Raw genomic sequence first — 12,200 nt, 5'->3', positions numbered from 1 at the left:
GAACGATCTGCACAGCTTTTGGAACGTTTGGCTATACCGTAGTACGGTGGGTTCCTTGTATTGTGATGGGCCACGCGATCAGGACAGAAATTGAAGCCGATGATCGAGATAAAGCGAATTTGTGAACCTCCATCAGCGGATGACGGCCACCGGGTGTTCGTTGATCGAGTTTGGCCGCGCGTGGCCTCTAAAGAAGTCGCAAAACTGGATGACTGGATGAAAGATGTCACTCCAAGCCCCAAGTTACGTATATGGTTCGACCATGATCCAAAGCGGCCGCTGGAGTTTAAATTACAGTATCTCTTTGAACTGAAAGGGGCCGTACGGAACGCCTGTGTCAGTGAGTTGAAGGAGAGGGGTTTGACCGGCACTCTCACTCTTCTCTTCGCCGCGAAAGATGATCGTCACAACCACGCGCTCATCCTCCTGGAAATTCTTCGGCGCGAACAGAACTGATCAAGTTCCACCAAAGCCGGCATAAGCTGTGATACAGCAATATGGCCATTTGGGCTCGCAGCGGCCGTTCTCTGCGGCAAGCATAGAGGGTAGGATGAGCCAATTGCGGCTGTTGGACACGCTAAGGTCCATTGCATGTGCGGCAAGGCGCAAACCGCACATTCCGGACGTTCAGAACCAGGTGGCAATTAGCAGGTGAGCGTGCCAAATGCCGTTGGTTAGATTCAGTCCGTTTCGCCAAAATAAACGAAGCTCATCTTGTTGCCATCAAGATCACGGACATAAGCTCCGTAAAAATCAGGCCCATATTGCGGGCGCGGCCCCGGCTCCCCCTCATTGGTGCCACCAGCAGAGAGTGCCGCTGCATGGGCCGCTTTAACTTCAGCCTCATTTTCGCATAGCAAACCTACCATATTACCATTTCCTGGCGTTGCTACTTCCTTATTAAACGGTGGCGTTACCCAAATCCGGCCACCGCCGCGCAGGCCATAGCAAAAACCATGGGGCATGAATTCCATTACCACCTTGCCGCCAACTAGGGGTAAGACGGCATCAAAATAGGCCCTTGCCATTGTTACATCGTTGGAACCGATCATCACATAATTTAGGGACATTGTACGCCTCATCTAAAAGTGGAACATATAAGGAACATTTGACATCCCATCGGCTATTCCACAACCCCCGACGTACTCAATTTCGATGGGGACTTGCGCCCAAAAACTCTGCTTTCCCTCAGGGCATTTGGCAGGATGACTCTAATCGCATTGGGAATCTTTTGCTGGTCTCGGGACGGACTAACACAAAGATGGCGAGAAAACCGTTTCTCGAAAAGGTGGGCTATATCGGGAAAACGTCTGGAAGCTCATGGATTTGGGCACAAGATACGCTCAATGAACAAGACTGGAACCTTGAACTGGTTCAAGCATGTGAGCAGAGGATGTTAGTAAGTTTAAGAGCCGCTTCAGACTTTCGCAGTGACGATACCGCCCTTTGGCGCGAAATCTCCAACGACGGTTCAAAGCCCAAAACGGACATTCATTGTGTCAAATACTAGAGCTCTAGCACCAGCTTGGACGACTTTGAACGAGACACGCACAAGCAAATTTGCTGGTTTGCCCGACGCTGCTTTGGAGAGAGAAAACTATCACGGTGATCGGGTTCACCTTCAAGCACTCTCGTCACGCAAGTCCCGCAAACGCCTTGTTCACAGGAAAACGCGGCGTCAATTCCGTGCGCTTGAAGTACATCCAGAATCGTTTCTTTCGCACCAACTTCTAGGGTCGTTTCACTTTGGGCAAGCTCAATTTGGAAGGGTGCAGTCGGACCAATATTTGTAGCTGGATTAGCTGCAAAACGCTCCAGCTTGATGTCAGCAGCAGGGATCGTTTTCAGCGCTGTAATTTCTGCTGAGGCCATAAATAAACCCGGGCCACAAATGTAAACCTGCGTTCTAGGCTGAGGACTTGCAAAAACAGCCTTCAGTCTCGCCTTCGTCGCAGCCACATCCAATCCTTCGTGAAGCGAAACTCTGGTCGCAAAGCTGCCCCTAAGCAGTCGGTTCTGAAAGGCAGTATGTTCCGGGCCGCGCGAGAAGTAGTGGAGCTCGAACGAACGACCCAAAGCGTTGAGACGATCCGCCATGGCAATGATTGGTGTAATGCCAATGCCGCCAGCCAGCAACACGGCGTGCGGGGCGGATTCATACAATGAAAAGTTGTTGCGCGGGCTTCCTATTTCCAAGCGATCCCCTTCCTGTACCGACAGGTGCATCAGATCGGATCCGCCTCGCGAAAGCTCCACTTGTTTGACAGCAATCATGTAGTGATGCCGATCATTCTGATCGCCGCATAACGAATACTGGCGGATGATCCCTTCTCCGCAGTGCACGTCTATGTGAGCGCCCGGTTCATAAGCAGGTAACTTGAAAAAGCCTGTTCTCCTAAGCAGAAACGAACGAATACCTTCACCTTCACTTGCTATCTTGACGACTTTGACGTTGATAAGCGACATAGCCCAGACTCCTCATTGATGGATCGGCTGCATTCTTTCCAGACCGTCCTTCAGTTTTTCCAGTTCGGCCCCGGGCATGGAAACTGTGGTTGCATCATCAGGATAGGACCCATCTAAAACTGCCGCTCGATATCGAGAAAGTGCTTTCAGTCGCTCAGCGGCCAACTGCTTGCGGATGGCGCGGACATCTCCATAGGCTTTTGCATGACGTGGTGGACTTTCGGTGTCCCCGCAAAGATCCGACATGTAAGACAAAACAATATCGCCAGACGACCCTGCACCAATTGTGACAGTAATCAGCTTCGAGCGCTTCTGAATTTCGACAAGCGCTTCGTGCGCGACACATTCCACTTCGCAGCAATACGCACCTGCCTCTTCAAGCCTGCGAAAGTCCTGCATGAGGCTCATTGCTTCTTCTGCGGTCTTTCCAACCGTACGCAACCCACCAAATTGAGTGGCACGTGCAGGGAAGAGCCCTGTATGCCCCTGAACACTGATACCTTCACGCGCGATCCTTTCTATCGTCCGCAATCCTCGCGGGGAATAAATCGCATCTGCTCCACTGGCCATGGCGTCAATCGCTCCGCCAAGTGCCTCATCTTCTGTCACGTACTGGCTCATGTATTGCGCGGCAGTTATGAAGATATGAGGGGCGGCAGTTCGGATGCCTGCGGTGTTGTCGCAACTTATTGTCACGCTATCGATCTCTTGAGCTGCGGCGGCTTTGGCCTCTTCAGCATCAGAGGCGGTGACTTGCGTCATCTTTTTGCAGGCTGCCTTGTTAGTGAACATGCACTCGACCGTTAGGTGACGCTGAGCAGGTTGGCCGCCGTAAGTGTAGATATTTTTCATCGGGTGTTCGTCCTGTGCGGGCTAGTCATTTCGGCGCAAAAATCAGTTTTTTTCGCGCTCGAATGCGTTTCGTGGCCTCAGGTGTGCCGTCGTGAAAACTGCCAAACCAGCGGTCGAGCGGGATCTCTTCGGATCCGTAGTTGCACTCAAAATACCGATGATGCAGTTGATGGTGGAAGGACCCTGCTTTTATCGCCTGTTTGTCTTTGACGAACAGTTTGTCAAAGCCTGCATGGGAAAACAGCGCCCCCAAGCTAAGTGAATACATGTGGAAAATCACATGAAGTGGGTCCGATGGCAGTACGAAATGTATGAGGATGCTTGAAAAGTAACAGAAGCTCTCGACAGGGTGCATTGCCAGCCCCGACCAGGGCCCGACATTGACGTTTCGATGATGCAAGTGATGCACATTCTTGAACAGCCAAGGGATATGGATCAGCCGATGAACCCAATAGAAGTGAAATGACTGCCAAAAACGGAGCACAAAGAAGAACAAGATGAACCAAACAGGTGACGCGCTAAAGCCGTTCAACGTTGGCACCCAGCCGTTGGAGGCAAGAAAGAAATAGAGAATGGACCAGCCAGACGAGCAGACGACCGCCGATACAAGTGTCCAGAAAACATTGTCCCAAACCTGATCACCGAAGGTAAACCGCGAGCTTTTTTCCATAGGTCGCACGTCGAATTTCTGGCGCGTCTTTTGGCCTGCAAACACATATAGATATAGGTGCAAGATAGTCCCCAGAAGGATCACGGCTCCAAAGTAGATCGCGGCAATCTGGATCATCCAATCTATGGACACGCCCTGCATATCGCTGAACACTGGTAGAAAAAATGTGACCGTTGTCAGAGCAAACAGCAAATGGCTCACCGGCGGCGTTAGCTTGAGCCAAGTCCCTATCAGCCAGTCAAAAGCAGCCTTCGGTTTTGGCGGTATGTCGAATACCGGAGACATCGCAATGGGCAGTTCCGGGTGAAAATTCCACTCACGCGATTTGCCTGCTGGAATTTTGACTACAGTCTTTTCATCATGTGCCGACATCACCTTGCTTTCCATGAACATTCTTCAATTGCATTGGCCAAGCAGACCTGGAAACGCCTACAGGGCGCCCAGCATTTCATTCACCGCGACCATGCCCGGGTCATCCAAGCCGACGGTTTGGCCACCGAAAATCCGAGCGCGCCCGATTTTGCATTGCTTGTCTCTGAATTCGGCTAGCGCCGCGGCGCTGGCATCCCGGGCTGACCGTAGCAGCGCCTCTGGCGTATCAAGATCGGCACACGCAGTTCGGATAGCCTCGAGTGAATCCAATACCGTCTTGTCGCCCAGTGACGCGCCACCTCTGCTTATCATCGCTTCAAGTGCTGCTTTCACCAGGTCCGACATATGCGACCAGCCCACACTCGTCTCACCCTTTGTCTGCTTGGCGACCGCCATCAGCGCGATGCCCATAAGTGTTCCAAAAGATGAGCCGGAAACCTTGGTCATCGCCCTAGCGGCTTGCATGCAGGCCTGTCCAACATCAGTAGGCAGCTCGTCAGCGATGGCGCGCATATTATTAAAGCCATTGATCATGGTGACGCCCAGATCGCCATCGCCGAGCTTTCCATCAAGCTCATTCAATAGCTCCCCGGTTACATCAATGTTCTCGGAAATAGCGATGATGGCATGACGCAGGTTATTGGTGGTCAGGCCCATATTTCAATTCCTCCAGAACGGGTTATTTGCAGGGGCGGAAAGCAGGTTTTCCAACTCATCATCCAGTTTCATCACGGTGATCGATGCGCCTGCCATTTCCATTGAAGTGGCATAGTTGCCAACCAGCGGCTGGATGAGGTTGATATCCTTTTGTTTGAGAATGGTCTTTGCCGCCCGAAACAGAATGTACAGTTCCTCGTTGGGGGTCGCTCCTAACCCGTTGACCAGCATTGAGACCTTGTCGCCTGCCGTAAGCGTCAGCTCCGGCAGTACGAAGTCCATCAGTTCGGCAACCAGTGCGTCCGCAGTCTTGAGTTTGCCGCGAGACACTCCCGGTTCGCCATGAATCCCCATGCCGATTTCCATTTCGTCATCAGCAATTTCAAAGGTTGGCTTTCCGGCCTGTGGTACAGTGCAAGACCCCAAGGCCACTCCTATTGAGCGACAGTTGGAGGCTGCCCGTTTGGTTACGCCAACGACGCCATCTAACGAGATGCCGGAGGCGGCAGCGGCACCAGCGATTTTCATAACGTAAACTAACCCGGCCACACCGCGCCGCTTTTCAGCCTCTTCCGGCGGCGCACTTGCCACATCATCACAAACGATGACCTGTTGTGCGGCAATATCTTCCATCTCGGCCATTTCACAGGCCATTGCGAAGTTCATTTTATCACCGCCGTAGTTGCCGATGACGCAAACAACACCGTGACCCCTATCAGCATGTTGAATAGCTTCCAGCATCGGGATCATATCGGGAGATGCGAAGACATCGCCAACCGCGCATGCATCGAGCAGGCCATCGCCGACATAGCCCGCGAAAATCGGCAGATGTCCAAACCCTCCACCCGAAACAACGCCGACCTTGTTCTCACCCGACTTGGTTTTGCGCAGCATTCGCCCGGTCGAACCGTCAACAGTGAATGTTGCCGGGTGAGCCAAGCTTAAGCCATCCAGAACTTCGTCAACGTAGTTCACCGGGTCATTCATCAACTTCTTCATTTGGCTCTCGAATTTTGTAATATGAAACAAAAGTATTATATTACAAACTTGAAGTGAAGATCAAGCATCTTAATAGTGAACGCAGAACCCTTGTTCCGAATTGCAAAACAAATTATGAGGAAGACATGCAAAGCTCTATCGTCGCCAAATTGTTGAAACTGCTGACAATAATCAGCGAGTCACAGAAACCGATGACATTTTCGGAATTAGTCAATTTCAGCGGAATGAACAAAAGCACAATTCACCGATTGCTGGGCATCTGCTCTGAGGAACAGTTGGTCCAGTATGACAAGTCTCGAAAAGCCTATCTGTTAGGTCCCAAGGTGTTCGACCTGGTTCGTAACGCTTATAGTGGCTATGATATTCAAGCCGTGGCGTTGGATGAGATGTTGCGACTTCACAGCCTCTTTGACGGGAATGTCACCATAGGCATACCGAGTGGGCTGGAAGTTGTTTATCTGCGCATTATCGAAGCAAAATCCGCTACCAGCCCAACACAGAAACCCGGTATGCGAGAGCCAATCCACTGCTCTGCGTCCGGGAAAGCCCTGTTTGCGTTTATGCCAAACAAAATCATTGATGCAAAATTGGCCGAGTATGGCTTTGAACGGTATACCGAACGGACAATCACCGACGCTGAAACCTTCAAATCAGAACTGGAAACCGTGCGCGAGGCGGGCTTTGCCCAGAATGATCGTGAAGAGTATGACTATTTCGGCGGCATATCCGCTCCGATCTTCAATTACCTTGGCGAACCGATTGCGGTTTTGAATATCTGGTGCGTCCAGGCCCAGCACCCCATGTCAGAAATGGTGGGCTGGGCCGATGAACTCATGGCTTCAGCGAATCGAGTCACTAAGTTGGTAGGAGGAGTTCGACCCGATTTAGCGACATTGCGTTCAACTTGAGCTTTCAAACGTTACATATAAAGAAGTGCTTCTTGATGTAGTCGCCGACAACCCACTCGGTCTCCAGCCCTTCTTCTAGGACAAACCCGTCGCCTCCCTTCACCATGACCGATTGTCCATCGCTGGTTGTTATTACCGCCCCGCCTTCAAGGATGTGGCAGAACTCAACTATTCCGTGATAGTTGGCTCGGAACACGCCCTCTGAGCTTTCCCAGATCCCAGACTTCAAGGTGTCATTATTGCCTGAATACATGAGTTCAACAAACTGACGCGGCGCCCCCAAAACGATTTCCGCAGTGATGTCTTTTTCGACTTTCTCTGGAGATTGATCCCCGAATAGCACAATAGCCATAAACCTGATCCCTTCCTGGATTGCGTTGTTATTTGCGACCGAGAATGCCATCCAAGGAGTCGCGTATGGTCATGGCCGGAGCAGCAAGTGGCAGCACCTTGGTTGCCGCCCAATGAAATGGAATTCGCTTAATCGGCGTCACCGGAAATGGAAGGTCTTCTTCACTTCCACCCATAGTCTTATGCACCAGCCCCTTGGCCATGACAGAAGTCATCGCAATGCCGCGACCACTAAAACCGAGAGCCGCGAGCACGCCCTCGTCAGGTTCATGGAGGTGAGGCATCATTTCGGGCGTGACGGCTATACGTCCAGCCCAAACGGTTTCGATGGGAGTATTCTTGAGTTGTGGAAACACAGTGTCGAGCCCGCGTTGCAATCGTTTGATCCCGCCCAGTGTTTCCACACTGTCGTTGCTACCAACGCAACCAAAGATCAGCCGTTTATCTCGGTCGTAGCGCGCGTAGTAGATCGCACGCCGACTGTCGGAGATGGTCACACCTGCTGGCAATACCGATTGCTGTAAGCTATCGCTGAGCGGCGCTGTTGCGAGCGAAATACTAACCATTGGAAAGAACGTTTGTTGCAATCCAGGCCAAAGACCGTTGGTGTAAGCATTGGTGGTCAAAATCACCTGCCGGGCAGTAACGCTGCCTGTTGAGGTCGCGACCTTCCACTTTCCGTTAACCCTCGACATGCTCCGAACAGAGGCGTTTTCGTAGAGTTGCGCGCCGTGTTTTTCGGCAGCTCGAGCGAAACCCCGTGTCAGAGAAAGAGGCTGTACATGACCGCCACGCTTGTGAAACAGCGCAAATCTGTAAGCGTCAGATCCGCTCACTTTCGCGACTTCTGGGCCTTCGAGAACACCAATTTCTCCGCCAACAGCATTCCATGCCTCTGCCAGCTCAATCAGTGAAGCTGCTTCAGACTTGCAGTGCGCGGCCTGAACCCAGCCGTTTTGCTCTGCGTCACAGTCGATGTCATATCGCCTGATGTCGGCGAACAGATCATCGGCAGATGTCAGGGTTGCTCGAACTAGTCGGTTAGCGCACGCGTCGCCCAAGCGACCCGCCAAATCCTGCGGCGTTGCTCGCCAAATAGGATTACACTGGCCCCCGCTACGTCCAGAAGCACCCCATCCAATCCTCTTGGCTTCCAGCAATGCAACTTTGGCACCACTTTCTGCCAAACCTAAAGCCGTACGTGTCCCGGATAGACCACCCCCCACAACTATGACGTCAGCGGTGATGTCGCCTTCCAGCAGCAACGCTTCGGGGGCGGGTGCAGCCGTCCGTGACCAATGAACCTCATCTATCGCGGCAGGGATTGGCATATTTGAATCTCTCTTTGTTTTGTAATACAAAACTTTATTTCCATATAAAGAAACATAGTGATTGCTTTTATGCGGGTCAATAGGACTTATGACTTAGGCTTGGATGCCTATTTGTTGGCATCGCGAAAACAGCTTCGGATTTGTTCATTTGGAAAAACGTTGACTGAGTCCCGATTCGCAACTTATTCTCATTATGCAAAATAAAAGTTTTGTATTGTGAAATTATCACATCAAACAACAAGGGAGAATAGAATGAAACTCAAAAGCTTTTTGCTTGGAGCGGCCGCAAGTTTGGCTTTGGTGACAAGCGGATCTGTTGCGCTGGCCCAAGAAGATGGTGAGCTTACCGTCGCCTATTTCCTTGAATGGCCAATGCCAATCCTGGCCGCCAAGGCTTCAGGCGCGTTCGAGGAAGAGCTTGGGATGAAAGTAAACTGGGTGTCTTTCGAAACCGGGACCGCAATGTCGGCGGCGATGGCTTCGGGAGATGTGCAAATTGCCGTGTCCCAGGGTGTTCCTCCCTTTGTTGTCGCCGCGTCCGGTGGCCAGGACTTGCAGGTCGTGGATGTCGCGGTCAGCTATTCTGAAAATGACAATTGTGTTGTGCATTCAGATCTGGAAATCGACAAGGATTCTGCAAGCGAACTGGCTGGTAAGAAAGTAGCTGTGCCGCTTGGTACAGCCGCGCACTATGGCTTCTTACGTCAGATGGACCACTTCGGGGTACCACTTGATAGCCTTAAGATCGTTGACATGCCTCCACCTGAAGGAGCCAACGCCCTGGGTCAAAAGGCCGTGGACTTCGCCTGCGGTTATGGTGGCGGTCTTACCAGCATGAAGGAATACGGAAACGTATTGCTGACGGGTGCTGAGAAGGAAGACTTGGGTATCCTCGTTTTTGATGTGATTTCAGCCCCTGCGTCTTTCATCGCTGAAAATGGCGACATCGTAGCCAGGTTTCTGGCTGTAACCGCCAAAGAAAACGAGCGTTGGAATTCTGGGGCTGGTGGCGACGAAATGATGGCCGTGCTTGCAGAACAATCCGGAATGGACCTGGATGCTGCCACTAGCGCCCTTTCGACCATGAAAATGCTCTCGATTGACGAAGCTCTGTCTGACAAGTGGCTAGGCGGAAACGCTGCGACATTCATGAAAGGTGTGGCCGACGTCTTCGTCAACGCAGGTTCAATCGATTCTGCGCTCGACAGCTATCAGGACTCTGTAAATACAGGACCGTTGCAAGCTGCAAAAGATATGTAGGACCGTTTCGGCTGGCGTGATCAACGTTCCACGCCAGCCGCACCGCAGACAAATGAGGCGGGGAAAACTTCGCCCAATCTGCCGGAACTCCGGCACAACGTGGAGGAATCATGACCGGACTTTCGATTGAAAATCTCTCAATGCGCTTCGAGTTACCCAATGGTAGCGCGATTCAGGCTCTAGAGAACGTTTCGCTTCACCTCAAGGAAGGCGAATTGATGAGTGTCTTGGGGCCTTCCGGCTGCGGCAAGACAACACTTCTGAACATCGTTGCGGGCTTTCTGGCACCAACCGGCGGTGAACTGACAATGAATGGGCATAGGATTACCGGGCCCGATGCTGAACGCGGAATGGTTTTCCAGAAAGGCGCACTTTTCGAGTGGATGTCCGTACGCGAGAACGTGGGATTCGGCCCATCGATGAAGGGAACACCAAAGGCTGAAAAAGACAAAACCGTTGATCACCTGCTCGACGTCGTTGGACTTCAGGATTTCAAGGAAAAGGCAGTTTATGAGCTATCTGGCGGCATGCAGCAACGCGTTGCGCTTGCACGCTGTCTTGCGAATGATCCCGATGTGATCCTGATGGACGAACCCTTGGGGGCATTGGATGCTCTGACACGTGAAAAAATGCAGAGCTTGGTTCTGAAGCTTTGGAAAGAGACCGGCAAGACAATCATTTTGATCACTCACTCGGTCGAAGAGGCCCTGCTCCTTGGAGAGCGTCTGATTGTCATGGCTCCACGGCCAGGCAGGATCCACAAGGAATACCGACTGCCCTTTGCTGAACTGGGTGTGGGTGCCGATCTACGAGAGGTGAAAAAACATCCGGATTTCGGACCCAAACGCGAAGAGATCCTTTCGATGATCTGGGACATGGAAGAAGAAATCATGGGCCGGACGGAGGACGCAGCATGACCGGAATCTTCGTTCTCTTCATCTATGTCGGCATTTTCGTTGGCTCTTACTTCATTGTCACCAAGGTCGTTCATCACGCGACTGTCCGGGACTTTACCTCACTAAAAACCGTGACGTTTGGAGATGAAAGTGCGGTGCGGCCCAATCGAACCGCAGGGATCATCTCAATCATCACCATCTTTTTCATCTGGGCTATGTTCACCGGTTCCAGCTTGCTTCCAAAATTCCTGCATGCACCGGCACCGTTTCAGGGCACTGCCGAGTTCACGTATACGGTCGAGGCAGATGGCAAACGGGATGACGCAACAGTAACAGTCGTAGTCTACCCACGTGAGGAAGAAACCGAAGCACCCGAAGTTGCTCCTGGCGATGGCTTTGCCAAGAACGATTCCTCCGCGCTGGCACAGTGGCGAACAAGTTTGATCCGGGTCGATTCCAACGACGAAGTCACTAAGAAAGAGGGCGCCGAAGTCGTCGCGATTAACGGCCAGCCCATCAAACGTGGTGAAACTGTTAGAATTGAAAGCGGGACCGTAACTCTGTCTGACAAGGGCACGCCGAATTATGCACCCAGTCGCGGTTGGCAAATGGAGCCTCTATATTTGCCGCCACCAGAAGAAGTCTGGAGTCGGACGGTCAAAATAATCGGTGAAGGCTTTCGGAACTACACACTTGCGGAGCACTTGGGGTATTCACTGTTCCGCGTTATTGCGGGCTTCATTTTGGGCGCCCTTGTGGGTATTCCTTTGGGATATGCCATGGGCCTCAGCGATTGGTTCAGAGGTTGGTTCGATCCGATTGTGGAGTTCATGCGCCCAGTTCCGCCGCTCGCATTGATCCCACTGGTTATCATTTGGTTCGGCATCGGAGAAACGGGTAAAATCATTCTGCTGTTCCTGGCGGCACTTTGGATCATGGCGATAGCGGCGCGATCTGGTGTTTCAGGAGTAAACATTTCTAAAGTTCATGCGGCCTACTCCCTTGGCGCCAACAAATGGCAAATCATGCGCTACGTGATTGTCCCCAATTCACTCCCGGAAATTTTTACCGGCGCCCGTGTCGCGATGGGTGTCTGCTGGGGGACCGTTGTTGCTGCCGAACTTGTTGCCGCTGAGCAAGGCGCAGGGATGATGATAATGGTCGCCTCAAGGTTTCAGAACACTGACATCGTCATCCTGGGCATCACACTGATTGGCGTGATTGGGTTCGGCATCGACATGCTAATGCGGTGGGCCGAACGGTGGCTTGTTCCTTGGAAAGGAAAAGGCTGATCCCGAACCTCCCTGAGGGACCCCTTGAGCAGTTCTCCATGACTGTTCGCACTACCGGGCAATTCACTGCCCGGTCTTTTTCCTTTTGTGCTATCTTTCCTTCCGCTCCAGACCAAATTGCGGGAATGGGCATTCCGCCCAACTTG

14 protein-coding genes are annotated in these 12,200 nt (G+C 52.0%); 6 read left to right on the top strand and 8 right to left on the bottom strand.

Translation table 11 applies throughout. From position 1 onward, the window contains the following. The first annotated feature begins 99 nt into the window (after positions 1-99). Positions 100-456 (top strand): DUF488 domain-containing protein, encoded by a 357-nt coding sequence (locus tag ACR0BU_RS05265; RefSeq protein WP_480736299.1) that lies wholly within the window; start codon positions 100-102, stop codon positions 454-456. 224 nt (positions 457-680) lie between these two features. Here ACR0BU_RS05265 and ACR0BU_RS05260 read toward each other — a convergent pair whose 3' ends face one another. After that, complete coding sequence (locus ACR0BU_RS05260; RefSeq protein WP_480735866.1) at positions 681-1,070, bottom strand: VOC family protein; 390 nt, start codon at positions 1,068-1,070, stop codon at positions 681-683. On the opposite strand from ACR0BU_RS05260, the gene ACR0BU_RS05255 reads away from it, so the two are divergent. Continuing rightward, positions 1,022-1,510, top strand: a complete 489-nt coding sequence (locus ACR0BU_RS05255; RefSeq protein WP_480755734.1) for a GmrSD restriction endonuclease domain-containing protein — start codon at positions 1,022-1,024, stop codon at positions 1,508-1,510. The two genes, ACR0BU_RS05260 and ACR0BU_RS05255, sit on opposite strands and share 49 nt — an antisense overlap. Here the strand turns inward: ACR0BU_RS05255 and ACR0BU_RS05250 are convergent. From ACR0BU_RS05250 to ACR0BU_RS05230, 5 genes are read right to left on the bottom strand one after another with little or no spacing between them, the layout of a single operon-like run. After that, positions 1,507-2,466, bottom strand: a complete 960-nt coding sequence (locus tag ACR0BU_RS05250; protein WP_480735869.1) for a PDR/VanB family oxidoreductase — start codon at positions 2,464-2,466, stop codon at positions 1,507-1,509. The genes ACR0BU_RS05255 and ACR0BU_RS05250 overlap by 4 nt on opposite strands. A 12-nt stretch (positions 2,467-2,478) precedes the next feature. Then, positions 2,479-3,318, bottom strand: coding sequence for a 3-methyl-2-oxobutanoate hydroxymethyltransferase (locus tag ACR0BU_RS05245; RefSeq protein ID WP_480735871.1), 840 nt, complete (start codon positions 3,316-3,318; stop codon positions 2,479-2,481). Between the two features lie 25 nt (positions 3,319-3,343). Then, positions 3,344-4,375: a sterol desaturase family protein gene (locus tag ACR0BU_RS05240; protein WP_480735873.1), complete on the bottom strand. Its 1,032-nt coding sequence runs from the start codon at positions 4,373-4,375 to the stop codon at positions 3,344-3,346. A 42-nt stretch (positions 4,376-4,417) separates the two neighbouring features. After that, positions 4,418-5,017 (bottom strand): dihydroxyacetone kinase subunit L, encoded by a 600-nt coding sequence (locus ACR0BU_RS05235; RefSeq protein WP_298936842.1) that lies wholly within the window; start codon positions 5,015-5,017, stop codon positions 4,418-4,420. Positions 5,018-5,020: 3 nt separating this feature from the next. Then, positions 5,021-6,016: a dihydroxyacetone kinase subunit DhaK gene (locus ACR0BU_RS05230; protein WP_480735874.1), complete on the bottom strand. Its 996-nt coding sequence runs from the start codon at positions 6,014-6,016 to the stop codon at positions 5,021-5,023. 125 nt (positions 6,017-6,141) lie between these two features. Between ACR0BU_RS05230 and ACR0BU_RS05225 the strand changes: the two genes are divergently transcribed. After that, complete coding sequence (locus ACR0BU_RS05225; protein WP_299076733.1) at positions 6,142-6,924, top strand: IclR family transcriptional regulator; 783 nt, start codon at positions 6,142-6,144, stop codon at positions 6,922-6,924. A 4-nt stretch (positions 6,925-6,928) separates the two neighbouring features. On the opposite strand, the gene ACR0BU_RS05220 is transcribed toward ACR0BU_RS05225, so the two are convergent. Further along, complete coding sequence (locus tag ACR0BU_RS05220; protein ID WP_299076736.1) at positions 6,929-7,276, bottom strand: cupin domain-containing protein; 348 nt, start codon at positions 7,274-7,276, stop codon at positions 6,929-6,931. A gap of 28 nt (positions 7,277-7,304) precedes the next feature. Next, positions 7,305-8,540, bottom strand: a complete 1,236-nt coding sequence (locus tag ACR0BU_RS05215) for an NAD(P)/FAD-dependent oxidoreductase (protein WP_480735876.1) — start codon at positions 8,538-8,540, stop codon at positions 7,305-7,307. Between the two features lie 318 nt (positions 8,541-8,858). Between ACR0BU_RS05215 and ACR0BU_RS05210 the strand changes: the two genes are divergently transcribed. The 3 genes from ACR0BU_RS05210 to ACR0BU_RS05200 all read left to right on the top strand — a co-directional run bounded on the left by ACR0BU_RS05210 (position 8,859) and on the right by ACR0BU_RS05200 (position 12,054). Continuing rightward, positions 8,859-9,866, top strand: a complete 1,008-nt coding sequence (locus ACR0BU_RS05210) for a taurine ABC transporter substrate-binding protein (protein WP_480735877.1) — start codon at positions 8,859-8,861, stop codon at positions 9,864-9,866. Between the two features lie 110 nt (positions 9,867-9,976). Then, positions 9,977-10,783 carry a taurine ABC transporter ATP-binding protein gene (locus ACR0BU_RS05205; RefSeq protein WP_298936848.1) on the top strand — a complete coding sequence of 269 codons (807 nt, stop codon included), beginning with the start codon at positions 9,977-9,979 and terminating at the stop codon, positions 10,781-10,783. Between the two features lie 5 nt (positions 10,784-10,788). Beyond that, the gene (locus tag ACR0BU_RS05200) at positions 10,789-12,054 is read left to right on the top strand and encodes an ABC transporter permease (RefSeq protein ID WP_480736300.1); all 1,266 of its coding nucleotides are present in this window, start codon (positions 10,789-10,791) and stop codon (positions 12,052-12,054) included. Positions 12,055-12,200: the final 146 nt, after the last annotated feature.

Source organism: Ruegeria sp. CK2 (genome assembly GCF_056536585.1).
Note: the sequence above shows the minus strand (reverse complement) of the source record. Positions and strands in the feature narration are given on the sequence as shown.